Source organism: Candidatus Frackibacter sp. WG13, from assembly GCF_900114655.1.
In the GTDB taxonomy this organism is placed as follows: domain Bacteria; phylum Bacillota; class Halanaerobiia; order Halobacteroidales; family Acetohalobiaceae; genus Frackibacter.
Genome location: NZ_FOTT01000002.1, coordinates 33,611 through 60,349, shown reverse-complemented (window position 1 = coordinate 60,349; position 26,739 = coordinate 33,611). Strand labels below are relative to the sequence as shown.

Here is a 26,739-nt window from a genome sequence, read left to right as displayed (position 1 = left end):
CGCCCTCCCCTCTTTAACCATGTAATACTTCTGCTGGTTCTAGTTTTAAAGCAATTCGTAGTGGTGAAATACTCCCTAATAAGGCTACAATAATAGATAAAACTAGAATAATCGGCATTACTAATAACTTAACTGAAATTGCTGTTCCAAAGACTTGTTGCCCAATTAAACTAGCAAAACCTATCCCTAAACCGTAACCTAGTACACCACCTAGCACACCAAGTAAACTAATTTCTGTTACAAATAATGCGATCACACCTAAATTACTAGAACCGATTGCTTTTAATAAACCAATCTCCTGTCTTCTTTCTAAAACTTTAGTAGTCATAATGCTTGAAATCCCTAATCCAGAACTAATTAAAGCTGCTAAAGTTACTAAGAACATTAATAATTTAATCTTATTTAAAATAACTCCCTCAGATTGTGCAATCTGTCTTACCTCTTTTGCTACTACACCTGGAATTACTTCTTCTATCTGGTAAGTAATTGAACTGACGTAAGCAGTACAGTACCATTTCTCAAATTCTTCATCACTTAAAGCATCGGGATTCTCCTGGGCTCTTCTAGCTAGATCATTGACCGGTGTTGTTAAGGCACTCACCTCAACTTTTGCTACCTTATCTTTTAAGCCAGTTATCTCTTGTAAAAGGTTTAGCGGTAGATAGACCTTGCTTTCTTCTTTTCCTCCACTATCAATTATACCTTTTACTTTTACCTTCTTATTAACTGTCTGCCCATTAATATTAAAATCTAAATTAAGTTCATCACCAGGCTTTAAGTTGGATGCTTCAGCTACTTCCCTTCCTACTAATGCTAAAGCTTTATTATCTCCATTCTTAATCCAATCACCTTGTATCTCCCACCAAGACTTAAGGTGCTTAACCCCAAAATTAAATTTCTCTCCTGTAGGAATTCGTATCTTGCGATCAAACCAAGTTCCTACTACTGCTACTCTTTGGTCTTCACTCAACTGAGCATTAGCCTCTAAGTAAGGTGCAAGGTTTACTATATTATGTCGCCAAAAGATCATTTTGATCTTAGGAATATGCTTTTCTGGAATATAATCTTTATTCTGTGTAATTGGATTGAAATCAACCCCGTTAACCTTTACTGGTAAAGATTCAGATTCTGGCTCTACTACAATATTTGAACCATATGATTTTAATTCATTATTTATCTTATCTCCAATATCTAAAGAAACACTAAACATTGCCGTAGCCAATGAAGCTCCAAAGGCTATAGCAACAATAGCTAATAGTTTTGACTTTAAGCCTCTAGTCAAAGACCTTCTAATTATTCTTAAGAACATCTAAACACCTCCTGTTGTGATATTTTAATTAGCAAATAACTTCTCTCGTTCTATTAGATCACTAACTTTAATCTTAATCTTCTTTTTAGTAGTCGTATACTTTAACGGAATCGGGTTGCACCCTCCTGGAAAACCAATCGTTAACTTATTCATAACTACATCACAATTTTTACAGATGACCTGATCATCTTTTTGATAGTAACCGGCAACACCGCAGATTTCACAGGCATCATAGACTACCCCATAGGCATCTTCTGCCTTCTTAATTAAAAAGAATTCGATTACTGTCCCTTGGGTAGTCTGATATGAATAACGATGCAACTTCTCATCAGCTAGCTTTTCTTTGGCTATTGTAAATTCTCCATTCTTTGGCTCGATCGCCACCGCAGGAGTTAGTTGTACAGTTCGATTTGCATAAACATAGTTTAGTGCTAATAATGCTATAAAGAAGACCATTACTCCTACACTTGTTCTAATCCAACGGTTCTTATTCCGAATCTGTGCTTTAATCTTTCTTAATTGGGCTGGATTTAGACCTCCTTTTGAAGGTCTATCCTCTTTTTTAAATGCAATAATAATCAGCCCTACTGTAATAATTGCTAAGAATATATAGAAGAATCTATTAACATTATTATAAAATGGCGCTAAAGCCGAAATGAACTCCGGCGTTGCAGAAATAAACCCTTTTAACATTAAACCATATAGTCCTAAAATAGTAAGACGGATTAAGCTAACTAAATAAAGTATAATAACAAGGTTTCTACTCTGTTTTAAATTCATTTTCTTATGGGCTTTAATTAATACGAAGCCAAAACTAACTGCCAATATGATTCCTATAATGCCACCACAATATTTCAATAATAACTCTGTATTAAAACCGGTACTTAACATAGTATTGACTGTAATTCGCTTTGGAAATAAGATTAATTTAGTCTCAAACTTAATTCCTAAATATAAAACAAAGATTGCTACTAAGATTTTAGATACTACTGAACTCTTCCTAATTAACTTCTCTTCCTGCTGATTAGAGCTTTTTTGATAACTGAAACTCTGCCACCAAACCCAAGCTATCATTAATAAAGTTAAGATAAAACCACTAAAAGCAAAGAACGTTTCAATCTCTTTCTCAATAGTAAGATTAATTAGTGAATATGATAACAAGGCACTAAACGGCAAAGCGATTACTAAAGCCCAGTAACCAAATAGATTTAACCGCTTCTGTTTGGTCTTATATATAAATCCAAATAAAATCCCACTTAAAATAACTAATTCTAATCCATCTTTTAAAGTGAGAGCTAATATTTCTAACATATCTTTCCCTCCAATCTTAAATGCCTAAATCTCTAGGTTAAAGGAAATATTTCCTTTAACCTAGAGTGATTAATTGTTAGTATTATCCTTTATATATTACCTGTATAAGTGAAGTCCCAACTAACTTTAATAGGCTTCTTCCAAAATCGCTTATCAATGCCTGTCTCGTTATCTACGTGCTGTAGGAAATCCTGCTTAGCTGGAGAATGGATAATATATGTAAGCTTATAGTTTCCAATTCCCATCATCTTTACATTAGCTCCATAATGAGGCCCATCACTAGCCACCATCGGCATAAAGCTTCCTTCCTTTACCTCACCGGTATCTAAGTTTTCTAACTTGTAATCTACAGTTAAATTTGGAATCCATGCTCCAAAACCAAAGCCATAAGGATTATTCATTACAGCATGAATATCTGCTTCTATATGAATATCAGAATCATTCTCACTTATTCCTGCTTTAGATTCCGGCTCCATTGGAACTGACTGAAAATATACCGCTGCAATCTTCATCTGTTTAATTATCTTTTCTTCTCCTATCGGATACTCCTTAAATGCATAAGCATTTGTTGCTAACCCTGCCAATAAAACTACCATCATCATCGTTGTAATTAATACTTTCTTCTTTCCTAAATTCATTTTTTAAATACCTCCTAATTTTTAATCCTTTTACTCTTATTTTAATTTTAAGTTATGCACTAACTTGTGCATCTCCACTGTCACCTAAGAACTGATAACCTATACCTATAACTGCTGCTAAAACCAAAACTACTTGTAAACTCAATGTCTGCCAAGTTGGATAGATTCCTAACCAGCTAATAGTTGGTATCACTTCAATTTTGCCTAATCCAACAACTCCTGCTTCTTGTAATTCTCTAACCCCTTGTCCAGCAAAAACGAAAGCTAAATAATATAATAGAGTACTTGTCCCAATAAAGAATGGCTTTAACGGTAACTTAACACTACCATACCTAACGATTAGATAGATCGCTACTAAAGCCACGCAACCTACTAAAAAGCCTAGTCCAATCATTCCATAACTGCTTTTATTTGCATCTGCTATTAATGCTTGATAGAAAAGGACTGTTTCTGCTCCCTCTCTATAAACTGCTAAGAAAACAGCAGACCATAAAGCAAAACTGTTACCAGTAGTTAAGGAGTCTTCCACCTTACCTTGAATATACTCTTCCCACTTTTTCGCCTCTACTTTACTGATTAACCAGAAACTAACTGAGAATAAGACTACCATAGCCAATAACATGGTAACTCCTTCTAATATCTCCTGACCGACACCGCTAATCTTAAAGACAAACTGTAATAAGACAGCAGTTATAATACTAGCAACAACTGCTAATCCAGTACTACCATATACCGCCTTAACTTTGTCCTTATTACCAGATTTAATTAAGTAAGCAATTATAGCACCTATAATTAAGATAGCTTCAAATCCTTCTCGAACTATGATCATGAATGAATAAATAAATTGACTAAAAGGACTAGTCTCTTCTCGAGGTGCTACTTTATCTAATTGCGTGGCGTATGCTTTTAATTCCTTAATAAGCATAGTGGCCATCTGTTCTACTTCCTGTTTAGGAGCACCTTTCCCCATCAATTTCTTAATCTGTGTAAACATATACTCTACTTTGAATGCATTCTGACTACCTACATTCCTTTGTACTGCCTGTTCCATCTCTTCTCCTTCGAAAGGCCCAAAGTAAGCATCAGTTACACTCTCCTTAGCGGCCTTAACATCACCATTAGAATAATGGCTCAAACCTTCATTAATTTTGACTTCAATGTCATTAACGACATTATGCCAAGAATTAGCTGCATGACTAGTTAACGTAAAACCAGCAGTTAGAATCAGCATAGCCAAAACCACTATTAATAGCTTTTTCTTACTACTTAGCAATATAATTCCTCCTTTTAAAACTCTACATTGTAATGAAATTCATTATCATTAGTATGTAAAAAAATAACTCCTTCACACCTATCTTGATAATAATTATCAAGAAACTATAAAAAATATTTAATTGATATTGTTTATCAATCTCACTATAATGTTAGCATATTCTTTTTACCTTGTCAAGGCATCTTTATGAAAAAATATAATTTTAACTTATCATTCCCCTTCTTGCTGACATTGGTATAACTTGGCTATAGCTTTTTTCTTTATTCTCTTCCCTAGCATTAAATATTCTTTGACTTGCTTTTTTCCTTTCTCATAAAATTGGTCATTAACAAATTTACTCAGATTAATTTCAACTATTAATCCGGCTGATTCTAATACTGATTCAGCTAACATAATAGCCACACCTATCTCTCCTAAAGCAGTATAATTAATTAATTGCACTAAGTTATTTAAAACTTTAAGCACCTCTATTGACTTATTCATGATCGCTAAAGGAACCTTAGTTGCATGTACTAAGGATTTATTAATCTCTTCTTTATTTCCTCCTTTATAAGCCGCTATTACTTTTTGATAAGCATTCATATCCGCTTCAATTAGGTTATTTAATTCATTTTGTAGTTTCTTTAATTCTTCTAAGTATACATCTACTTCTTTATCCTCTCGCTTCCGCAATGTAGTATTACAGACCATTTCTCCTAAAGTAGCACTAAATACACCTACTAAAGCTGCAGTACTTCCTCCGCCAGGTGTAGGGTTCTTCGATCCTAATTCTGATAAATACTCTTTAATTGTTTTATTCTCTATCATTAATAACACCACCTTACTAGCTCTTTTAACGAATTATAGTTAATTTAGCATTAAATTACTATGACACATATCACAAATTAATTATTTTTAAGCGATTGCCACCACTCTTGATTATTCAAATACCACTCTATTGTCTCTGCTATTCCTCCATTGAATGTATATTCTGGCTCCCAGCCTAGCTCTTTCTTAATTTTACTGGCATCTATCGCATACCTTCTATCATGTCCTAATCTATCTTCAACAAATTTGATTAAAGAAGTCGGTTTATCTAATTCTTGTAAGATTATTTCTGTAATCTCTAGATTAGTCATCTCGTTATTACCACCAATATTATATATTTCCCCACTTGGGGCTTCATGCAAGACTAAATCTATAGCACGACAATGATCTTTTACATGCAACCAGTCACGCACATTCTTGCCATCACCATAAAGCGGTAGTTCCTTATCATATAAAGCATTAGTTAAGAAGAAAGGAATTAGCTTTTCGGGAAATTGGTATGGGCCATAATTGTTAGAACACCTCGTAATATTAACTGGTAAACCAAAAGTCTTATAATAAGCTCTAGCTACTAAGTCAGCTCCGGTCTTACTCGAAGAATAAGGACTATTAGGAGCTAAAGGTGTATCTTCTGTAAAGTAACCTTCCTCTCCTAACGAACCATAAACTTCATCAGTTGAGATCTGTATAAATTTAGTTGCACGTAATCTTTCGTTTTGGATTTCAGACTTATCTAACCAATACTTTTTAGCTATATCTAATAGCACCTGCGTACCCATAATATTAGTCTTAATGAATATATCAGGTTCTTCAATACTACGGTCAACATGTGACTCGGCTGCAAAATTAATCACATAATTAACTTCGTATTCAGCAAAAATATATTCAACTAACTCTCTATTAATAATATCTCCTTTGATAAATTTATAATTCGGATTATCATCTATTGTTCTTAAGTTTTCCAAATTACCAGCATAAGTCAGCTTATCTAAATTTATAATTTGATAGTCTGGATATTGCTCCAACATATATCTTACAAAGTTACTCCCAATAAACCCCGCTCCCCCGGTAACTAAAAGAGTCATTCCTCTATCCATCTTCTCTCCTCCAATCATAAGGGATATCATTATCGTGAGGAGCAACTCGATATTCATCAGGTTCTTCATAATTATACTTCTCAGTAGGAATATTCACTACTATCGCTTCTTCCTCAGTAATACACTTAAAACCATGAAAGACATACGGTGGAATCTGTAATAACTTCTGATTATACTCTCCTAAAAAGAACTCATTAACCTCTCCATAGGTTGATGAATCCTCTCGATTATCATATAAGACTACCTTCATCATACCTTTGACTACCACAAAGTTATCAGTCTGTTTTCTATGATAATGCCAGCCTTTAACTACCCCTGGGTAAGCTGTCGTCATATAAACCTGCCCAAATCCTTGATATAGATCATCATCTGCCCGTAACATCTCCATTAGTCTACCACGTTCATCAGGAATAACTTTTAATTCTTTCGTCTTTACTCCTTGAATCATAGAGTTTGCCACCTCCTACTACTTTATCTATTCATTTGGTTTATATACTATTCGGAGGAATAAAGATAAGCCAACACATATCCTCCACTTGTCATTCGCTCCGCATCGTGCTCCGCTCACTGTCGAAAAACAGTTTTCCGCCCTCCATGGCTCCAAACTGTTTTTAAGAGTCGTTTCGGAAATATGTTGGCTAGAATAAATGGTATGTAATTAAAAAAGAGACCCTATTTTAAGGGCCTCTTAAAAATTACGTTTCTCTTTCCTATATTGAGTTGGTGTTAGTCCAAACTCTTTTTTGAATACTTGACTAAAATAGTTAGAGTTTTGATAACCTACTTGATGGGCAATTTCTGTAATTTTAGACTTAGAAGTTTTAAGCAATTCCTGGGCTTTTTTTAATCTAATTTTTGTTAAATAGTCAGTAAAGTTGCTCCCGGTTTCTTCTTTGAAAGTATGACTTAAATAGGAAGGGTTAAGATGAACAGCTTTAGCTACTCTCTCTAAAGTTAGGTCTTGGTCATAATTTCTATTAATATAATTAGTAGCTTGTTTAATTATATCATCTTCTATTTCATCATAAGCCTTCGTTACTTTATCGACTACTATCTTTAATTTATTTTTTACCCAACTAGCGAATTGATTCATAGAATTAATCTCTGCTGATTCACTTATTAGTTCTTCAAAGTAAAAGTGACAGATCTCTATTTCTGCTTCTTGATTTATGGTTCTAGATAACGAAACTAAAAACTCAATAATTCTAATTTTAACTTTGACTAATTCATAATCATCCTGCTGAATCTCATCTAACAGCTGGTCAACAAAAGAACCGATTTCTTTAACTTCTCCCTCTTTTACTAATTCATATAACTTCTTTTCCTTAGCAAAGACTTTTTGATGAAATTGGGCACTCTCCTCAAGATTATCATGACCTTGTTTTACCAGTTGGTTATAAAGCCTTTCTTCTTCAATCTTAGTTATCAATTCATCTAAGACCTCAATAATCTTTTCTGGTTTAACCGGCTTTAATAGATAGTCTACTGCTCCGTATTTCAAGGCTCGCTGTGCATAGTCAAACTCATTATAAGCAGTTATGATTATGATCTTAATACTAGGGTATAACTTCGCTATCTCTTTGGTTGCTTCTAGCCCATCTACTTTTGGCATCTTAATATCCATTAGTATAATATCTGGTCTCTCAGCCTCAGCTACTATTAGTGCTTCATTCCCATTCTCCGCTTCCCCAACTAATCTTACTTCCTGTACTTCATCAGTAATTATCTTCTTCATCACCCTACGTTCTAACTGTTCATCATCAACAACTAATGCCTTATACATCATCATCACTCCCAAATTCTAACTTTGGAAAATAGATTCTAACCTCTGTACCTTCACCAAGCGTACTATCAATCTCTACTCCATATTTCGAACCATAATAATGACGCAAACGTTGATGAACATTATTGATCCCTACTCCTGAGGTATGTGTCTCTGTTACTTTTCTTTCTCGTGCTTCAATGATCTCTCTAATTTTCTCTTTTGGAATTCCAACTCCATTATCAATAATCTTAATGATTAATCTATCTTCATCTTCATCACTTACGATCTTAATTACTCCTTCCTCTCCTCGAGGCTCTAAACCATGAATAATTGCATTTTCAACTAAAGGCTGTAGACTCATAAAAGGAATCTTATACTTTAATAGATCCTCATCAACATCGATTATAAATTCAATCTTTTCTGCAAACCTAGCCTTTTGAATCTTTATATAATCCTGAATATAACTTAGTTCTTCATTTAAAGTCACTATTTCTTCTTTTCGCAGACTATAACGAAGAAGATCAGAAAGAGCATGCACCATATCTTTAGTCTCATCTGCACCTTCTAAATAAGCCAGTCTAGCAATAATGTTTAAACTATTAAATAAAAAATGAGGATTCATCTGTGATTGTAAAGCTTTTAACTCTGCTTGCTGTAAATTCTTCTCTACTTCCATACGACTATTAATCTCTTGCATTAATTGATAATTCTTAAAATGTAACTGCTTTTGAATTAAAGTAGTAGCTCCCATCTCTACTATGTAATTAGCTAAAAGGTATAGCAAATCAGCCGCAGCATTAATCTTAGGTTTAGGGATCTGCTTCATCTTTTCTATTAAGTTTTCAACTTCTGCTTCTTCAATACCTAATTTACTTAACTTAGTCTCAACCTTCTTAATCATTTCTTGATCTGGTTGTTGTGGCAGAATCTGTCCACACTTTACTGCTCCAAAACATTCATCGGCTACTACAATAGGAGCTATGAGATCTATAAATCCCATATGACAGTGATAGACCGAAAGCTTCTTATCTTCCTTTAGCTTATCAATAGGAAACGAATACTTAAAACAAGCACTTCTCCCTTTGTCTGTAGAACGAATCAAGCTACATAGGTCAGAAAACTTACTTGGCTTAGTTACAGGTTCACCTTGGTCATCGATAATAATAGCCGCTAAATCAGTAGCCTCAGCAAATCTATCCTGAATCTGTTGTAAGATTTCAATATCTATTAAATCGGTTAAATGTAATTCTTTATCGATTTCTAAGAATGATGGCATTAGCTTACTCCTTTCATTTGTAAATTAATCCTTGATTTTAATCTGTACATTATCTTTATCATATATTAACTATTCACTATATTTATTATTTCCAGCATAATTATTGAAACCCTTGTCTAAAGACAATATTTATCTTTAGAAGAAGTATAAATATTATAACATGTATTATATTTGCACTAATATTTAATTTAGCTATGATAAAAGTCATAAAAAGTTCATAATAAAGAAGGTATTTTATTTAAAATATAGAATTAATTACATATGAGTTCTACAAAGTAAGTACTAGTATTTTAAATTTGTGATTTATTTTATAAAATAAATATTGAATCATGGAAGCGATGAACTATAATCTGCAATTTGGTCACTTTGATTATAGGGAGCAAGTAGTGAACCCACCCAACTTTCTCATTAATATTGAAAGAATGTTGGGTATTTTTATTTTATTATGTGTAATTTTTAACCTTATTTTATAAATAATGTTATAGGTATAAGGTCATAATTATTCTTATAGATATAATCACTATCATAACACATAATATGGAAAGGAGGTAAAATGATGAAAATCAAAAAAAGTATATACTTAATATTAACTATAATGGTTTTTATGCTTGCTACTAGTTCTTTAAGTCAAGCTGGAACAATTGTAGGTTCTAGACATGACTTATCAGCTTTAAGTAAGAAAGGATCCCATTCAGAAACCTTTTTTGTTATTGAAGACTATGAGCAAGTGTGTGTTTATTGTCATATCCCCCACAATAGTAATCAAAATGGAGGACCACTTTGGAATCGCCCTTTACCATCAGCTAATGCTTATAACTTATATGATAGTGAAACCTTAGACAGTTCTACTGCTTCAATTAATACTAAGTCTTTGCTCTGTTTAAGTTGTCATGATGGTACAATCGCTGTTGACACACTACTTAATTCTCCATGGGAAAAAATATCAAATTATGGAGACCACATGCGAGCTCAGCGAACTTCTGAAAACTGTGGTAACTGCCATTATGGAGGAATTGGTCGTAAATTAGGTAGTTTTCTTTCACAAGACCTAAGTAATGACCATCCAGTTTCTTTTACATATGATAGCACTTTAGCTACTGCTGATGGTGGTTTGAAAGATCCTTCTGCTCCTAGCGGACTAGGTGGAAGTATTGCAAATGATATGTTAAGCAATGGTCAATTGGAATGTACTTCTTGTCATGATGTCCATGACCCGCAATATGGTAACTTCTTAATTAAAGAAGGGCAGAATTTATGTGTAACTTGTCATGACAAATAATCTTTTTTCCTCTTTTGCTATAACATCGAAGGTAACTAATTTATTTTATAGAAATATACATAGTTAATGTTTTAACACTAATCACCTCTAAACTAAACAATATGACTCTTTAATTACTAACAAGTCAAACTATTTAATTTGAATAGAAAGGAGGGAAATTATATGGTTAAAATGGAACCTAAAACACTAGTAATAGTTATAGGATTATTATTAGCAATAAATTTTACGGTTCAAGCTGGTACAATTCAGAATTCTAAACATGATTTAACTGCTAGTTGGAATCAATATAAACACGCTGGAGTAAAATTCAACGATTATAAATCTCCTTGTGCTTATTGTCATGTTCCACATAATAGTAGTTCTGATGGTCCCTTGTGGAATCGTCCTTTACCATCAGCTAATGCCTATACAGTTTATGATAGTAATACCTTAGATAGTTCTACTACTTCAATTAGCACTCAATCTTTACTCTGTTTAAGTTGTCATGATGGTACAATCGCTGTTGACTCTGTTTTAAATAAACCAGCAGACTATACACAAGCAAGTGAACATAAAAGAATGAGTACTGACACAACTAATGATAGTTGTAATAGTTGTCATAATAATAAAGATTTAGGAGTAACCGAAGCATTTTTAAGTCAAGATTTGAGTAATGACCATCCAGTATCATTCACTTATGATAGCGCATTAGCTACAGCTGACGGTGAATTAAGAGACCCATCTGCTTCCAGTGGAATAACTGGTACAATTGCTGATGATATGCTAAGTAATGGTAAGTTAGAATGTACTTCTTGCCATAACGTTCATGATCCACAGTATGAACCATTCTTAATTAAACCAAACACAAATAGTCAACTTTGTACTACTTGTCATATTAAATAACCAAAAGAAACAGCCTAGAACCCAGCGGCCTAAGCGTCCAGAGGCCTTATGGTGGCTGTTTCTTTTTACTTTAAAATTAAATTATATTTCTCCTTATATTTCCAAGATAATATGTTTAACAACAAAAAAACAAGCTAATTTTAATTAACCTGCTTCTTCTATAAATTCATCATTTTCATCATCTTAGACATATTAGCCACTCCTAATTTCTCCGTCAAAAACGAGTCTTCTAATAATATTTTAATCGAGCGCATCATATATTTTTTCTTAAAAGAATCTTCCATCTGTAAATAATCCTTCATTTTCTGCATATAAAAAGTTTTAAAACAGTTATACACTTCTTCTAATAGTTCATCTCTGCTCATATCATTTGGTTCAATAATTGGATGAACCAAATGATATTTAGAATAGTCCTCTTCTACTACGTAATCAGCCACTTCATCATATATATCAGCATAAGGCCACGGTGTTAATAATAAAAAGTGAGCTAAATCAGGATTATATTCTAAAGCTAACTCTACTGTATGTTGAATCGACTCCTTAGTCTCCTTTATATCACCTAAGATAAATGAACATTCCGTTATAATTCCTACGTCATTTAATAATCTTAATGCCTCTTTCGATTCATCAGTAGTAATCTCTTTATTAAACTGCTCTAATAATTCTTCTTTAGTAGACTCTATTCCTACATAAATATGGACAAAACCAGCTTCACGATATTTATCTAAGATATCTTTATCCCGAATTATATCAGAAACCCTTGTTTCCATAGTGAAATACATGCCTAAGTCCTTTTCAATTAATAAATTGAGTATCCTCTCCCACCTTTCTCGGTCCTTGGTAGGATACTCATCACCAAACATACACATTTCTACACCAAACTCTTGCTGTAAATATTTTATTTCTTCTACTAAGTTCTCTGGGCTTCGTGCCCGATACTTCTCCTCCCAGAATTTATGCTGTGAGCAAAAACTGCAAGTATGATCACAACCTCGGGATGAACTAATAACCGCTAATCTAGATTCGGTAATTTTATAATAGTACTCTTCCCAATCAAAGAGATCCCAAGCTGGATCTAATGAGTCTAAATCAGCAATCAACTCTCGTTTAGGAGTAATTATAATCTCTTCATCTTGATAATAGGCTAGTCCATTTACTTCTGAAGTATCTGCACCATCTCTTAAAGCTACCACAAGCTCTCTAGCAGTAATTTCTCCTTCTCCTCTAATTATATAATCAATCGCTTCTTGATTTTCGTTTAAGACTTCATCATAACAGAAAGTAGGATGAACTCCACCTAAACAAGTTACTATCTGATTATCTACTTCCTTTACCTTAGCTAAAGTATCTATCGCTGCATTAATCGTAGCAGTAAAGGCGCCAATCATTACTACATCCGGTGAATACTCTTCTATATAGCCTTTGATTTCTTCTAATCCTATATCCTTAGTCATTATGTCATATATTTCTACTTCAAAATTAGCCTTTCTAATTTCTCCTGCCAAATATGCTAGACTTGAGGGTGGCCACTTACCAGTAATCTCTATAATTTCAGTATGATAAGGCGGTGTTAATAACAGTATCTTTTCTACCATATTATCTCTCCTATAATTACAAAATTTCATTTCATCATTAATATCTTCTACATAATTCCTGCTATTTCCTTGTTTAAACAGTTAAGTTTTCATGAACTGTAGGGTAAATAAATGTAATCCCAAAATAAGAGAAGACTACCATTAGAAAAGAAAATACCGCTAACCAAGCTGCCTTCTTACCACGCCAACCTATCATAACCCTTAAGTGGAGGTATAAAGCATAGATCAACCATGAAATAAAAGCCCATGTCTCTACCGGATCCCAGCCCCAGTAACGCCCCCAAGCTTTATTAGCCCACACAGCACCGGAGGCTATCATAACTCCTAACATAATAAATGCAAAAGCTCCAAACTTATAGCTTAGAACATCTAATTGTTCAATCGATGGCAACTTATCTAATAGATAATTACTCTTATTTAATCTATCACTTCGCTCTTTGTATAAGTATAATCCAGCTAAACCCCCAGAAATCATACTAGAACCATATGCTAACTTAGCAAATAAAACATGAACTATCAACCAATAAAGTAAAAAGCTACTTGGTACATTTCCTGCTTCTGCTGAAGACATTACAGCAATACCTACCATGATAAAGACAGCCGGCATTACAAATGTTCCTAGCACCCTTAATTTTTTATTTCTATATTGTAGCAAAAGAAAAGCTACAGTTGACATCCAAGCATTACTGGATAAGACTTCATAAGGAGTCATATAAGGACCATGGCCTACTTCAATCCAGCGAGCAATTAAAGCAATAGAATGAACAACTAAACCTATCTTTACTAAAAGAGTAGCTTTGGGAAAGAACTTTTCTTTTTTGAATGTTAAGGCTGTAACATACATGAACGTACTAATGGCATAAAAACCAACAGCTATCCAGAATAAGATTATTTCAAGCTTTAAAATTTTAATCACCTCTATTTAAATTCATTCGACACAAGACTATACACAAGACTTTTCAATTCTAATTATTATTTGATAAAAGCATTTGATTATTTTTAAACTAACTCTTTAATATATAACTGATCATAAAATCTTTAACACGAAATTTATATTATATTTATTTTTTATAATTGTTTTTATCTAATCTATTCCTCTTTAATCTTTAGTCTGTGGCTTGTCTGTGGCAGTCTGTGTATAATTCTTTAACTAATCCCTTAATTTTTAATTCAAAATCTGCTTTATATTTATCTTGCTTACCATAAATATAAATTTTAGTGCCATTTTCTACTTCTTCAAACTCTACTTTCAATCTTCGTGGGTTCACCAAATAAATCATAATCATACCAATTAAAGCAACTATAAAACCAATGAAAATTGGTGTGTTTCCTGGATCACGTGAGATCACAAAGCCAGTCCAGCCTCTTACTTCCCCCATAGTCAGCGTCTTATCTCCTAATTGAATTGGCTTGTCTTGTTTTAACAAACCATCATAAATCTTTTTCTCACTTTTGTATACTTCTAAATCAACAACCGGATTCTTTATTAACTCTGTTTTTGTAATATATTCACCATCTTTAATAGCAAAGTCAGGATAAAAGGTCGCTTTAATCTTTAGATTAGTCTGAGGAAACTGATACTCCATATTAAATTCTTCTCCATTCTTACCTTCTATAGTATCGAAAAAAGTAAAAGAACGATAAATTGGATCTTTATCTTTATTTAATAAGGTAAATAGAGGAACATAGCCATGCTTATCATAATAAAAATAGACTCCTTTATAAATTAAAGGATGTCCCTTATGAACAGTCTGCTCTTTTATCATCCGCCCATTCTTGATAATTGCCAAATCAGTTTCGAGTTTGTCAAACTTATTACCATCATATATAATTCTCTGATCTTTCACTGTTGCTTTAAAACCTAAATGATCTTCATTAAAGAAAGGAGCCTCTTCAATATAAAAATAATCTTCATGTCTTTCTGTAAATACTTGTCCTTCGGCAATCGGATCATATCCATACATTTTAAACATCATACTACTTAAAGCAGCAATAATAATTATAATTAAGCCAATATGACAGATAACACTACTCCATAACCCCCATTTATATTTAGTAGCAATTAAACCATCGTTTTTAAGATTCAATTTATATCTCTTTTTATTTAATACATTTTCCATTTTTAATTTAGTATCACTTAATTTACTATTAACTTGATATTCCTTCGTTTTATTTAGATCCTTAATTGCAAAATTTAACTGCTCAAAGTTTTTCCATCTCCTAATAGCCAATTTTACCTGTTCAATGGTACAAGCAGTAAGATTAATTAAAAAGAGAATTCCTAAACCGATAAACCAACGAGAATGGAATAAATGATTTAGCTTAAACGTATTAATTATCTTTATTAATCCAGGATTATTAAGCATCCATTCTTGATATTCCTTTGAATCTAATCTTTTCTGTGGTACTAATATTCCAATAGTAGAGGCTAAAGTTAATATAATTATTAACCAAATAGCTAGTTTTCTTGATTTGGCAAGTTTCCAAACCTTATCAGTTATTTGCTTTATCATCTACCCACCACCTTATATTAAACTTTAAGTAATAAAACCTTCAATAACTAACATAATTATATCAATTTATATAATAAATAGAAAGTTAATTTATATGAATTTTATATGACATCTAATATTAACCTTAAAAATCAAGAAAAGGCCAGAGAAATAATTCTCTAGCCTTAAATCACTTGTATTAATGTTCTCCACCACAGTTTCCTGAACCAGACCATGAAGATGAACAATCATTCTCCCTATAACCACTACTCCCACCTGTTCCTGAACCCGTACTGCCTATAGTAGCATCGTTAAATGAATCAAGATATGTACCATCTACTTTAATTAATTTATATGGGTCTCCATATCCTGTATCATCATGTGGTCCTTTAACGTGACAGTAATAACAGTCACCTGCACTTTCATGAGCATGTTCTCTGTGTACTCCATTATCACTTGGTGGTTCATGACATTCAATACAGACCCCTTGACTATTAATATCCACCATTAATATACCATAATTATCACTAGCGTGCGGTGCATCACTAGGCACATCAGGCTCTGTATGACAAGATTGACAGCCCGAGGTCTTAGTTATTGGCCTTTTTGAAGCACTCCCATAACCGGAACCATCCTGTGGATTATTACTACCATTATTAGTAATATTATACGGGTGACCACTATTGGGAATATCATATCCACTAGGGTATCTAGTAGTTACACTGTTACTTTGGTCTGTACTGCTATGGCACCCAGAGTCAAGACATAAAGCCGGCTGTGTATTCTTTAATAATGGACTTACATTTGAACCATGCGGTACTCCGGTTTCACTTCCTACATTTATCCCACTACCATAGTTAACACTATCACCATGACAAGCTGTACACTTAGTATTATGTTGTGAACCTGTTGCATCAACGAAATAAATTTGCGGTGGTCCATTACCACCATTTTCATGACAACTTACACAGAGATCATTCTGACCTGGATTAGCTACATCAACAAACTGGGATTGTGTTAATAATCCCGGTGCATTAGAACCGTGAACTGCTTCTCCAGTTACATCTTCACTATTACCACCATGACATTTATTGCAGCGTTCAACATTCGTTCCATTACCGTGGGTATAATTTCTATTATCGAAGACATATTTTACAGAATTGGTACTATCCTGTAACCCATTAGTTCCTTGATGACATTTATAACATAATTCATAGCTGTTTGATATGGAACTAACTGCAGTTCCACTTAAATCAACACCTGGTACACCATTTAAAGGATTACTAGCTGTAACCTGATGCGGATCATGGCAATCTGAACACTCAGAATGCTTATTACTTGAACTAACTTTTCCATCAGTATTATTTTCTAAAGCATCATGTCTATTAGATAAATTAGCGTCTTCAATTGGATGGACAGAACCTCCACTAGCATTATCTATTACACTACCAATATCAGGAACACTAGTCCATTCCCCATAACGACTACCGGTATCATCATGACACTGATAACATAACTTTTCTTCGGAAGCTGCTTTCAATCTTACTGGCTCATTAGCATTATGTGGTGTATGGCAATCTTGACAGGTCATACCAACATCATAGTGAGCGTTACCTGACGACCATCCATTCTTAGTATGACATGTAGTACATAAAGCACCATTGGTATTATCTTTCACTAAAAAGTTGCCATAAGTATTATCATGCGGCTCATGACAAGAAGTACACTGTAAATAACCTCCGGAATCATAAAGAGTAGAGCTTGTATTTATTTCTAAGTCACTACCATCTGGCTTAAAAAGCACCGGATGATCATTGCCTAAATTAATTCCTAAATTAGCACTAGAAATAAGCTTATCATTATTTAGTTTTGGTCCTTCTGTCCCACTATTATCACTCATAGCAATATTCATATTTGCTAAGTTACCAATCGCTATCGTACCATCATGACAACTTAAACAAAGCTTAGTCGTCGTACCTGTTAAAGATTTCATAGAAGTACTAGTAGTATCTAAAGTGGTACTATTATAAGCTGTATATGTAGAACCTGATAAGCTATGATTCCACAATGGCTTAGCCGGATTTGAATTATGCGGTGTGTGACAGAATACACATACTCTATTTTCGGAAGACGTTATATCCCCTTGACCACTAGAAGATAAATTATGTACTGTATTCTCTACTTTACTTCCTCCTAATGCCATAACCGGAATAGTAAATACAATAACTAACCCTATTAAAAAACAGATTATAAAACTTTTTTCAAGTTTCATATCTAAATCCCTCCTCCCGCTTAAAATCTTAAGTCGCAATCATTATTAATTCAATAATAATCTCTTTATATCAAAATAATTGAAGAAAATATTACCCTTTAATAACCTTGTTTTTACATAATTCTACATTAATCAATAATTTCCTTCTTCCTACATATAATACTTGCTATAAATAACAAAAAGGTACATGATTATTCACCTAAATACTTAAAGGTCTGCACTCGATGATTATATGAATCAGCTACATAAATCTTATCTTTGCCATCAATATAAATCCCTGTCGGTAACCAAAATTGCCCCAAATCATTTCCTTCTTGACCTAAGACTAATAATAATTGTCCTTTTGGATTAAAAATTTGCACTGCTCCAAATAAGGCATCAACCACATAAATATGACCATCACTATCGACCGCTAACCCCTTAGGGCGAGCAAAGTCGCCTGTCCCATTTCCTAAATGACCAAATTCAGAAATAAAGTCACCATCTAAATTAAAAATCTGCACTCTAAAATTCATTGAATCACTAATATAAACTCTTTTACCTTTAACAAAAATATCAATAGGAAAATTAAGTTCTCCCGGCTTTCCACCACGTTGCCCAAAACTCTTGATTAGTTTATAATTATTAGTATTATAAACATAGACTTTATTCATCACTGTGTCTGCTACATATAACCTGTTTCCCCTTCTACTAATTCCTAATCCTGTTGGGCGCTTTAACTTTTGCGCTCCTAATCTCTTAATTAATTCACCATCTTGTGAAAAGACCAAAACTTCCTGTTGAGTAGAATCAGAAACAAATACTTTTTTATCATTAGCTACTACATCAATAGGCGTTTTGAAATACTTCTTTCCTCCTGCAAAAAATGAATCTTTACTTTCATACAAGAATTTTTCCATTCTATCTTTAGTAAAATCTATCTTATATACTGCTTGAGCAGCAGGGTCTGCTACATACAACTGTTCATTAAAACTACTTAAACCAAAAGGACGCTGAAATTTAACTTGCTTATCCTCTTCTCCAAAAATAAAACCAATAAATTTTGCCCATAATCCTTCTTTTTGTTTAGGGGTTAACTGTTGAGCATTAGAGATGCTCGTTACAAATTTAATTTTAGCATATTCTTTTGAAGGCCAATATTGTTGAAAATTCTGCTTGTTTTCAGCAGAGTATACTGTAGAGTTAATAATAATAACAATTGCTACGATAATCATTAATATGAAGCACGAGCTAATTTTATTCTTCTCACTAAAATAGTTTAATTTTTTGTACAACATTTCCCCCTCCTATTATTTATCATGACACCCTACACAAATATTATTTTTTATCCTCAAAGAATTAGCCCCACCAACTTCATGTGGGTCATGGCAAGTAATACATTTAACTTGGTTATTATTAGGTCCATATAGCTTTAATCTTTCAATGGGACTAGATTTAAAACCTGTCTTACTATGTGGATAACCAATATTCACTGGATGTCCACCAGTATTAATATCTTGCCCCTTTTTCCCAATTGTATTGACATTATTTCCAAAAGAGCCTTGGTCACCGCCTATATTCCGAAGGGATATAGTTCCATCATGACATTGAGCGCAAAAAATTGTTGAAGATAAACCTAACATCTGCTGACTCTGAGTTCCTGTTTGATTTGCATTTTGAGATAACAATTTATTTTTTGAATTACCAGAGCTAGGCACATGACATGACCCACACATTCGATTCATCTGTCCATTACCAGAAAGGTCATGGGGAGTCCCCTTCAAGCTTAATGCATTCAAAGCTGGAGCATAAATTATTAATATTAATATTAATATTAATGGTCCAAAATCCTTAAAATAATTCCTCATTTTCCTCCCCCCCCTTTTTTTTAACTAATTAAATTTCTATGAATATACTATTAAAACCGACGAATAATAGCAGTAGTTACTTCAAAATTTTCTTGAGAAGAATTGGTTTGTTTATTAATAGTTTCATCCCAAACTGTATTCAAGTTTAACTCAACTGCACGGAAATAATAAGTCCCATTCAAATTTAACTCTTTTTTTATCTCATTATTTTCTAAATCATCTTTATAACTTGAAGTGAAATCTAAATTCATTCTATTGATAGAATAACTAATAGTACTATGATAGCGCTTATAATTTATTGCTTCCTCATCTCTGTCTGTCGCTTCTTTTTGATAACCATTCGTTCCAACTATTAATTTTAAACTACTCCATGGCAAGTAACGAAGTCTAATATCATAATTAGGATCGTATTTGAAACTATTTAAATCAGAACGAAAAGTAGTACTACCTGTTAAATATAGTTTATTAGTTAAATTACGTGCATAGTTAAGTCCTAAATCAAGCTGTTGGTTAGAACTATCTTGTCCTTCTCCACTAGTATTGATATTAGTATAATTATAGCTAGGATTGACGTTAAGGTTGCCCACCTTAATATTAGAATTAAGACTAACTGAAGTATCTTCTTCTTTTAAATTTCCACTTGTTTCATTTTTCTCTATACTATGACTAAGATTAAAATTAATTGGTGCATTATCCCAATAAGAAAACTGAACTCCAAAATTCCCGCTTAAGGTCTCTACAACTTCTTTTTTATCTTCATTATTTATATATGACAGACCTCCATCATAACTCAAAATGGTATATGGTTGTACCGAAAAATTAATATCGGTAGACTCTATTAAACTAATCGTATTTAACTTCCCATTGACTTTCTCTTGACTTAAATCCTGAGAATGCGTAATTCTAGTTGTTAAATAATCTAATGGCTTCCAAATAGTTTTTAGTTCATAATATCTATCTTCTTTATCTTCTTCATCATCCACTCTATAATTAATATCCACATCTGTCAATGAAAGAGGAGTATTTAATAAAGAGTTGTTAATATGAAATTCCATAGTATCAGTATTACTTTTAGTATTCTTTATATGATTTTGTTCTGTGCTTTTTCTATAATTAGTTCTTAAATCAACTTTAACAATCTTATCAAAGACTATATTTTTACTTAATCTAAAACTGTGATACTGATCTTCTTTATTTATCTCTTCCCTCTGATAATCGTACTGCTGACTGTTATTTAGACTATAACTAAAACGCATTCCATAAGGCAATGGAGTAAAAAAAGAAAATGCTGAATGTTTAGAAGTGGTATCGATTGGAGAAGGCATTGAATCAGTTTTATATTCTGTATCACTCTTCCCTACTCCAAGTACTACCGAAAAAGGGCTTTGTGGAAATAAATTTGTACTAAGATTATATGTAGTAACAGTCGGTTGAAGTGCAAGAGATTTTAAATAATCACGATAATTAAAATCTAAATTATATGAGCCTAACCCAGCTGTTACTAAGGAACCTGTAAAAGAAAATTCATAATCCCCATATAACTCTAAAGTTCCTTCTGCGTTATTATTCTTATTATATTCACTTACCCACTTCAATCTGCCACTAGGGTTAATTAAACCATTAGCATGTACATAATTAATAAAATTAATCATAGTAATTAATATTAATATTAATATAATTGCATGTTTTCTCTTTATAATCATAATTAAGTTTACTCCCTTTTTAGTTCATTTAATGAACTCTATAACTCCAAGTCATAATCTTTCTATAATTCAAACTAATATCCTGATATTTATCATACCATTCTTTCAAAAAATAATTTATAATATAATTAAGGTTGTATTAGATATAAGGGCTTTAATAAAGCCCTTATATCTAATATATTTACTTGTTATGACAATCTAAACACAAACCGTCCTTAGCTGTTTCTAAGAATGAACCATTTGTTGTATTATGTGGGTCATGACAAGAACCACAAGTAACTTGACCTCCTAGTTGAGCATCCACTAGACTTGGTGAGTTAAAGTTAGTATTAGCAGAACTAGGTAAAGTAACACTTGAGCCAACTGGGTGATCATTTGTTAAACTAGTACCTAAGTTTTCAACTAATTTGGTTCCTCCACTAGTTCCATCAGCAGTCATGTAATCCTTAGTGCTCGTATTAATAGCAATAGTACCATCATGACAGCTCATACACATCTTTGTCTCTGCACTAAATGTATCCCCAGTATTATATGCAGTTAAAGTTTCTGCGTCGTTATAACTTGTCTGGAATAAAAGTGTGTTCTTACTAGCATTATGTGGCACGTGACATGGACTACATGTAGTAGTTGTATTATCCTTTAAATCAGTATAACCACCAGTGTTTTCCCGAGTAGCAGTAGAAGAAGCAGTAAAATCATGCTCGGAATTTTGAATATCTGCAAACGCTGGCATTGTAAATAAAGCTACCACCAATATACTTACAACAATAACACTTGTTTTTCTCATTATTTTCACCCCCTTCTTAATAAAATTTTTATTTGTTTATAATACTCAGGTTAATCCTGAGTAACAATTTGATTTCTATTCATTACTACCTCTATCTTCCTTCAATTTTAATACTTGAACTCGGTGATTCCCTGAATCAACAACATAAATCTTGCCATTCTCACCAATATCTATGGCAGCTGGTAATACAAACCTACCATCACTCTTCCCTGGCCTCCCAAAGAAGAACAAAGGAGTTCCTTTAGGACTAAACACCTGTACTAAATGTAAATAAGCATCAGTTACATAGATTCTTCCTTGTTTATCAACAGCAACTCCCTTTGGTCGAGGTAAGTCCCCTAAAGTAATTCCTGTTTCACCAAACTCACGAATAAATTGCCCTTGAGCATCAAAGATCTGAATCCGATAATTAATTGTATCAACCACATATAATTTACCTTGCTTATCAACTTCTATATTAACAGGAAAATTAAATTCACCTTCCTCTGTTCCCCTTTTACCTATTGTTTCAATATAATTTCCATCTAAATCATAAACCTTTATATTATGAGCACCAGTGTCAGCCACATAAAGACGTTGCCTCTTATTGTCAACTGCTAATCCTGTTGGTCTCTTAAAAGTGACCTTTTCTGTAGTATAACCTCCAAAGTCTTTGATAAATTTACCTTCTTTATTAAAGATATAAACTTTTCCTGCTTTAGCATCTGCAACAAAAATTCTATCGTCACTAACGTCTACACCTATAGGACTTTGCAACTCATGTTCTCCAATTCTATTTGAATATGAACCATTAGACTCAAATTCCATTACAAAAGCATTATTTGTATCAGCAACATATATCTTTCCTGTTTTATCATCTACACTAACTCCAAATGGCTTATCCAGCCTAACTGTAGTTTTAGGACCAAAAAGCAATTTCATCAAAAAGCCTCTATCATCACGCTCGCCGACAATGTTCTCTATATGTTTTGTCGGATACTCATCTAAATTTTGGTCAGTTTCTTCCGCTAACACTTTTAAATTAAACACTATCATAAAACTAACTAATACCAAACTAAATATAAGTCCATAGGTCAATATTTTTCTATTTAAAATAGCTTTTATCATAATTCAACCCCTCATCTTTATAATTTATCTATCTATAGCCATCTTAAAATTTATATTAATTCTTTACTTATCATGACAGTTCGCACAGATATTATCAGGCTTCATCTTTAAGAATGCCTTATTAGCTTCACCATGTGGATTATGACAGTCAATACACCCTACCTTACCTTTCGTCTGTGCTATAGCCAAAAAGTGATGTGGCCGTTTATTATAATGACATGAGCGACACATCTTCGTTGCTTCTCGTTTCAATAGTGGCTTATAATTAGAACTATGTGGCTCATGGCAATTAATACATAATCCCTCACCTTCTATCCCTTCCGCTTCTGCATGGATAGTGTCTGGATAGACATACTTCTTAGTATTATGGCAGTCATAACAGAGCTTGTTATTACGATTTTTAGTTAATTGTCCCCCAGATGCCATATGAGTACTATGACAATCGAAACATCTATTCTTAGCAACTGGATAATGGATATACTCTCTAGTAAATTCATTAGTCTTTAGCGATTCACCATGTGGATTGTGGCAGGTTAAACAGTCTTCTCCTGATTCATGTTCTTCAATCTTAGAAAGAACTGTCCCTGGCCCTTCATCATTATGACAATTAAGACAGAAATCATTATCCTGTAAATTAATATCCTCTTTATTCTTATGTGGACTATGACACTTAACACAACTTAGCTTTGCCTGTCCGTGATTACTATTCTTCCAAACCTGTGGATTAACGATCGGGATCTGAATTCCTTTTCTTAACTTCTGCACATTAAAGTGACACTCTTTTCCACAAGATTGATTAGCTTCCTTAAAAGTATTAGGAACCAAAATATCCTCATTACCTAACGCATCAACATGCTTAGAGCCACCGCCATGACAGCTTTCACATTCACTAAAGTCCGAAGGCAGATTAGAACTTCTAAAGCCACGATAGTGAGTGGTCTTTGTCCATGAAAAGTACCTCCCAATATGACATAGCTTACACTTAGTCGAACCTACAATCTTCTTAGACTCCTTTTTAACTTTCTCATCAGCATTCTTGACACCTTTATTATCAGTTGCTTCTTTAGATAGTACAGTTATAGACAATGTTAGTGATAATATTAACAATGTTATCATTGCTAAAAACAGCTTCTTTCTTTTAAAGGCCATCTTATTTCCCCTCCAAAGTGCAAACTATAAAATAAAATACCCAACATCTAATCTCATTTAAGAATAACAAAAACAAGTAAGAAAGTTGGGTGGGTTCACTACTCGCTCCCTACAGTCTAAGTGACCATTTGCAGACCATAAATCATCGCTTCCGTAAATATATATTAAATATTATAATATTTAATCTTTTTTTCACCTTAATAATTCTTACTTGTTTCACATTTTGTATTATCCCTCACAAATTATAAGTTATTTTCTTCATTTAATAACTAATTTAGTCTCATATAGTATATTCTACACTACCCAACCGATCTCCTTCATAATTTGTGAATTTTTTATGACTTTCTTCTTTCTACATTTTATCCCATTATATTGAACTTTTATTCTTGCTGACTTGCCTCTTTTTTAGCTTCTTTTACCTTAATACTATCTAGTTGATCTTCTGCTTCCCATAAGAGACTACGAGTATAATAGAGATTATGTAGTCCTTGACTTTTATCTTCTTTAACCATCAGGTAATTAGTTTTAGCTACCTTGTATGCTTCTGTATTCTTATAATCTCTTTTGGCTTTTAATTTTTCTTTAACAGTTGCTAACATATCCTCAACTTCCATTACTCTCATTTCTAACATGCCTGCAAACATAGTGCTACCGAAGTTAGCATGACACCCACTATTAATACAGGAATTCGGTTCTCCTTCTCCCGGAAGTATCGATCTAAATGTATGGGCTCTCTTTGCCCCTTTCTCTTTTGGGAGCATATGACAGCTACTACATGTTACTCCCGCTCTAACCATCTCAGCTGGGCGATCCTCTACATTAATTCCACCAAAACCATAATACAAATTCTGTTGCGCATGATTAACTTCTTGCCCTGGCTTAGCTACTCCATTAGCTAGTTGGGCACTATGACATTCTCCACAAGTCTCTTTTTCAGAACGACGCAATTTTTTATAGTCAGCAAGATGCTTATCTCTTGACTTTCCTATCTCTGGATCATCATTATGACAGCTTAAGCAATTAACTCCATACTTAACTTTACTAACTGTTAATTCATTCTTCTTATTACTTAACTGATAATCAGTAGAGTGACAGGATAAACACTCCTTCTTTACCTTGTCTATTCCTTTTAAGAGGTCTAATGACTTAGCATGAGGCCCTTTCTCCCACTCAGCAGCTTCCTCCTCATGACATTCAAGACATTTGCTCACATCACCAATTTTAGCTTTATCTATTCCTTTGGTTACTCCTGTATTTATAAAGACTAGACCCAAAACTAATGTAATTAATAAAAGTCCCTTCCCCAACCGATATCTATACATTTCCTTCCCTCCTCTATAGTCTCATCATCTAAGACTTTCTAACATCCTAACAGAGATTCTTAATAACTTCTGCGCATAATCAGGATTATGGGCCCCTTTACTACCATCTTTCTTAACGAAGCGATAATTGATTTCTGCTTTTTTATATAGCTCATGGTCTTTAAATTCTTCTTTCTTCTTTAAAAGCTTTTTAACTTTCGCAAGCAAATTGATAGTATTATTCTGCCAATCATCTACTGCGTTCTGCATAATTTCTGGTTGGAAGATTGTATGACATGAGATACAAGCATCAGTCTTACCTTCCTTAGCTTGCTTAGGCATTACAATTTTGAAGGTATGCCTCTTACCATCAGGCATATGACAATCGATACAGGTTACTCCCACTGAATACATACCCTCCGGCATTGCTTTTTCGACTCCAAAACCACCAACACCAGCATTCATCTCTTTTTGTGGCATTCCAATTGATTCCCCTGGTTTAATATCTCCTGCAGTATGGCATTGAACACAAAGCTTCTCCTTTGACTTCCGCAAAGACATATTCCGCTTATGACATGATAAACACTTAATCTGTTTATTCGCATGTGCTGATTCTTTCCAACTTACTGTCTCTTCTCGATGACAATTCATACACCGTTTAGAACCATTAACCCCAGCCATAACAGATTGTGAAAATAGACCCAAACCAACTACGACTACTAGTCCCATTAATAATAGTAACTTAAACTTCTTCAAGTTAATCACCCTCTTTAAATTAATAAATTTCTGTAACTATCATATTATATATATTCAATAAATTTCCACTTTTCCCTTTATATATTTATCTAA

23 protein-coding genes and 1 riboswitch are annotated in these 26,739 nt (G+C 33.2%); of the genes, 2 read left to right on the top strand and 21 right to left on the bottom strand.

Annotated features, from left to right (window positions below):
- Positions 1-13 precede the first annotated feature (13 nt).
- From BM077_RS01815 to BM077_RS01775, 9 genes are all read right to left on the bottom strand, one after another.
- Positions 14-1,309 (bottom strand): ABC transporter permease, encoded by a 1,296-nt coding sequence (locus BM077_RS01815; RefSeq protein ID WP_089747922.1) that lies wholly within the window; start codon positions 1,307-1,309, stop codon positions 14-16.
- 24 nt (positions 1,310-1,333) lie between these two features.
- The gene (locus BM077_RS01810) at positions 1,334-2,620 is read right to left on the bottom strand and encodes a Fe-S-containing protein (protein WP_089747923.1); all 1,287 of its coding nucleotides are present in this window, start codon (positions 2,618-2,620) and stop codon (positions 1,334-1,336) included.
- A gap of 89 nt (positions 2,621-2,709) precedes the next feature.
- The gene (locus tag BM077_RS01805; protein ID WP_089747925.1) at positions 2,710-3,258 is read right to left on the bottom strand and encodes an iron transporter; all 549 of its coding nucleotides are present in this window, start codon (positions 3,256-3,258) and stop codon (positions 2,710-2,712) included.
- A gap of 52 nt (positions 3,259-3,310) precedes the next feature.
- Complete coding sequence (locus tag BM077_RS01800; RefSeq protein ID WP_255361532.1) at positions 3,311-4,531, bottom strand: FTR1 family iron permease; 1,221 nt, start codon at positions 4,529-4,531, stop codon at positions 3,311-3,313.
- Positions 4,532-4,741: 210 nt separating this feature from the next.
- Positions 4,742-5,338: a cyclodeaminase/cyclohydrolase family protein gene (locus tag BM077_RS01795; RefSeq protein ID WP_089747927.1), complete on the bottom strand. Its 597-nt coding sequence runs from the start codon at positions 5,336-5,338 to the stop codon at positions 4,742-4,744.
- Between the two features lie 77 nt (positions 5,339-5,415).
- Positions 5,416-6,423, bottom strand: coding sequence for a dTDP-glucose 4,6-dehydratase (gene rfbB, locus BM077_RS01790; protein WP_089748025.1), 1,008 nt, complete (start codon positions 6,421-6,423; stop codon positions 5,416-5,418).
- A 4-nt stretch (positions 6,424-6,427) separates the two neighbouring features.
- Positions 6,428-6,883: a dTDP-4-dehydrorhamnose 3,5-epimerase family protein gene (locus BM077_RS01785; RefSeq protein ID WP_089747929.1), complete on the bottom strand. Its 456-nt coding sequence runs from the start codon at positions 6,881-6,883 to the stop codon at positions 6,428-6,430.
- A 240-nt stretch (positions 6,884-7,123) separates the two neighbouring features.
- Positions 7,124-8,218, bottom strand: coding sequence for a response regulator transcription factor (locus BM077_RS01780; RefSeq protein ID WP_176941598.1), 1,095 nt, complete (start codon positions 8,216-8,218; stop codon positions 7,124-7,126).
- Positions 8,211-9,476 carry a sensor histidine kinase gene (locus BM077_RS01775; RefSeq protein WP_089747932.1) on the bottom strand — a complete coding sequence of 422 codons (1,266 nt, stop codon included), beginning with the start codon at positions 9,474-9,476 and terminating at the stop codon, positions 8,211-8,213. The genes BM077_RS01780 and BM077_RS01775 overlap by 8 nt, the downstream gene beginning before the upstream one ends.
- A gap of 322 nt (positions 9,477-9,798) precedes the next feature.
- Positions 9,799-9,883: riboswitch (cyclic di-GMP riboswitch) on the top strand.
- 149 nt (positions 9,884-10,032) lie between these two features.
- Here BM077_RS01775 and BM077_RS01770 point away from each other — a divergent pair.
- Positions 10,033-10,755, top strand: coding sequence for a cytochrome c3 family protein (locus tag BM077_RS01770; RefSeq protein WP_177175528.1), 723 nt, complete (start codon positions 10,033-10,035; stop codon positions 10,753-10,755).
- Between the two features lie 162 nt (positions 10,756-10,917).
- Positions 10,918-11,637: a cytochrome c3 family protein gene (locus BM077_RS01765; RefSeq protein ID WP_218124629.1), complete on the top strand. Its 720-nt coding sequence runs from the start codon at positions 10,918-10,920 to the stop codon at positions 11,635-11,637.
- Between the two features lie 158 nt (positions 11,638-11,795).
- On the opposite strand, the gene BM077_RS01760 is transcribed toward BM077_RS01765, so the two are convergent.
- From BM077_RS01760 to BM077_RS01705, 12 genes are all read right to left on the bottom strand, one after another.
- Positions 11,796-13,232 (bottom strand): B12-binding domain-containing radical SAM protein, encoded by a 1,437-nt coding sequence (locus tag BM077_RS01760; protein WP_089747938.1) that lies wholly within the window; start codon positions 13,230-13,232, stop codon positions 11,796-11,798.
- A gap of 73 nt (positions 13,233-13,305) precedes the next feature.
- Positions 13,306-14,148, bottom strand: coding sequence for a c-type cytochrome biogenesis protein CcsB (gene ccsB, locus BM077_RS01755; protein ID WP_218124630.1), 843 nt, complete (start codon positions 14,146-14,148; stop codon positions 13,306-13,308).
- Between the two features lie 190 nt (positions 14,149-14,338).
- Positions 14,339-15,745: a cytochrome c biogenesis ResB family protein gene (locus BM077_RS01750; protein ID WP_089747940.1), complete on the bottom strand. Its 1,407-nt coding sequence runs from the start codon at positions 15,743-15,745 to the stop codon at positions 14,339-14,341.
- Between the two features lie 178 nt (positions 15,746-15,923).
- Positions 15,924-17,996, bottom strand: coding sequence for a cytochrome c3 family protein (locus tag BM077_RS01745; protein ID WP_089747942.1), 2,073 nt, complete (start codon positions 17,994-17,996; stop codon positions 15,924-15,926).
- A gap of 191 nt (positions 17,997-18,187) precedes the next feature.
- Positions 18,188-19,270 carry a 6-bladed beta-propeller gene (locus BM077_RS01740; RefSeq protein WP_176941600.1) on the bottom strand — a complete coding sequence of 361 codons (1,083 nt, stop codon included), beginning with the start codon at positions 19,268-19,270 and terminating at the stop codon, positions 18,188-18,190.
- Between the two features lie 15 nt (positions 19,271-19,285).
- The gene (locus BM077_RS01735) at positions 19,286-19,843 is read right to left on the bottom strand and encodes a cytochrome c3 family protein (RefSeq protein ID WP_089747944.1); all 558 of its coding nucleotides are present in this window, start codon (positions 19,841-19,843) and stop codon (positions 19,286-19,288) included.
- A gap of 50 nt (positions 19,844-19,893) precedes the next feature.
- Positions 19,894-21,546 carry a hypothetical protein gene (locus BM077_RS01730; protein ID WP_089747947.1) on the bottom strand — a complete coding sequence of 551 codons (1,653 nt, stop codon included), beginning with the start codon at positions 21,544-21,546 and terminating at the stop codon, positions 19,894-19,896.
- Between the two features lie 181 nt (positions 21,547-21,727).
- Positions 21,728-22,333: a cytochrome c3 family protein gene (locus BM077_RS01725; protein WP_089748034.1), complete on the bottom strand. Its 606-nt coding sequence runs from the start codon at positions 22,331-22,333 to the stop codon at positions 21,728-21,730.
- A gap of 75 nt (positions 22,334-22,408) precedes the next feature.
- Positions 22,409-23,440 (bottom strand): 6-bladed beta-propeller, encoded by a 1,032-nt coding sequence (locus tag BM077_RS01720; RefSeq protein ID WP_089747949.1) that lies wholly within the window; start codon positions 23,438-23,440, stop codon positions 22,409-22,411.
- Between the two features lie 63 nt (positions 23,441-23,503).
- Positions 23,504-24,589, bottom strand: a complete 1,086-nt coding sequence (locus BM077_RS01715) for a cytochrome c3 family protein (RefSeq protein ID WP_089747951.1) — start codon at positions 24,587-24,589, stop codon at positions 23,504-23,506.
- 380 nt (positions 24,590-24,969) lie between these two features.
- On the bottom strand, positions 24,970-25,911 hold the full coding sequence (locus tag BM077_RS01710; RefSeq protein ID WP_089747953.1) for a multiheme c-type cytochrome: 942 nt from the start codon (positions 25,909-25,911) through the stop codon (positions 24,970-24,972).
- Positions 25,912-25,935: 24 nt separating this feature from the next.
- Complete coding sequence (locus BM077_RS01705; protein ID WP_089747955.1) at positions 25,936-26,646, bottom strand: ammonia-forming cytochrome c nitrite reductase subunit c552; 711 nt, start codon at positions 26,644-26,646, stop codon at positions 25,936-25,938.
- Between the last annotated feature and the right edge of the window lie 93 nt (positions 26,647-26,739).

What these genes read in the sequence shown, in the direction of transcription:
- BM077_RS01815 (WP_089747922.1), bottom strand. Translation starts at nt 1,309, where the DNA reads ATGTTCTTAAGAATAATTAGAAGGTCTTTGACTAGAGGCTTAAAGTCA.
- BM077_RS01810 (WP_089747923.1), bottom strand. Translation starts at nt 2,620, where the DNA reads ATGTTAGAAATATTAGCTCTCACTTTAAAAGATGGATTAGAATTAGTT.
- BM077_RS01805 (WP_089747925.1), bottom strand. Translation starts at nt 3,258, where the DNA reads ATGAATTTAGGAAAGAAGAAAGTATTAATTACAACGATGATGATGGTA.
- BM077_RS01795 (WP_089747927.1), bottom strand. Translation starts at nt 5,338, where the DNA reads ATGATAGAGAATAAAACAATTAAAGAGTATTTATCAGAATTAGGATCG.
- rfbB (WP_089748025.1), bottom strand. Translation starts at nt 6,423, where the DNA reads ATGACTCTTTTAGTTACCGGGGGAGCGGGGTTTATTGGGAGTAACTTT.
- BM077_RS01785 (WP_089747929.1), bottom strand. Translation starts at nt 6,883, where the DNA reads ATGATTCAAGGAGTAAAGACGAAAGAATTAAAAGTTATTCCTGATGAA.
- BM077_RS01780 (WP_176941598.1), bottom strand. Translation starts at nt 8,218, where the DNA reads ATGTATAAGGCATTAGTTGTTGATGATGAACAGTTAGAACGTAGGGTG.
- BM077_RS01775 (WP_089747932.1), bottom strand. Translation starts at nt 9,476, where the DNA reads ATGCCATCATTCTTAGAAATCGATAAAGAATTACATTTAACCGATTTA.
- BM077_RS01770 (WP_177175528.1), top strand. Translation starts at nt 10,033, where the DNA reads ATGAAAATCAAAAAAAGTATATACTTAATATTAACTATAATGGTTTTT.
- BM077_RS01765 (WP_218124629.1), top strand. Translation starts at nt 10,918, where the DNA reads ATGGTTAAAATGGAACCTAAAACACTAGTAATAGTTATAGGATTATTA.
- BM077_RS01760 (WP_089747938.1), bottom strand. Translation starts at nt 13,232, where the DNA reads ATGGTAGAAAAGATACTGTTATTAACACCGCCTTATCATACTGAAATT.
- BM077_RS01750 (WP_089747940.1), bottom strand. Translation starts at nt 15,745, where the DNA reads ATGATAAAGCAAATAACTGATAAGGTTTGGAAACTTGCCAAATCAAGA.
- BM077_RS01745 (WP_089747942.1), bottom strand. Translation starts at nt 17,996, where the DNA reads ATGAAACTTGAAAAAAGTTTTATAATCTGTTTTTTAATAGGGTTAGTT.
- BM077_RS01735 (WP_089747944.1), bottom strand. Translation starts at nt 19,843, where the DNA reads ATGAGGAATTATTTTAAGGATTTTGGACCATTAATATTAATATTAATA.
- BM077_RS01730 (WP_089747947.1), bottom strand. Translation starts at nt 21,546, where the DNA reads ATGATTATAAAGAGAAAACATGCAATTATATTAATATTAATATTAATT.
- BM077_RS01725 (WP_089748034.1), bottom strand. Translation starts at nt 22,333, where the DNA reads ATGAGAAAAACAAGTGTTATTGTTGTAAGTATATTGGTGGTAGCTTTA.
- BM077_RS01720 (WP_089747949.1), bottom strand. Translation starts at nt 23,440, where the DNA reads ATGATAAAAGCTATTTTAAATAGAAAAATATTGACCTATGGACTTATA.
- BM077_RS01715 (WP_089747951.1), bottom strand. Translation starts at nt 24,589, where the DNA reads ATGGCCTTTAAAAGAAAGAAGCTGTTTTTAGCAATGATAACATTGTTA.
- BM077_RS01710 (WP_089747953.1), bottom strand. Translation starts at nt 25,911, where the DNA reads ATGTATAGATATCGGTTGGGGAAGGGACTTTTATTAATTACATTAGTT.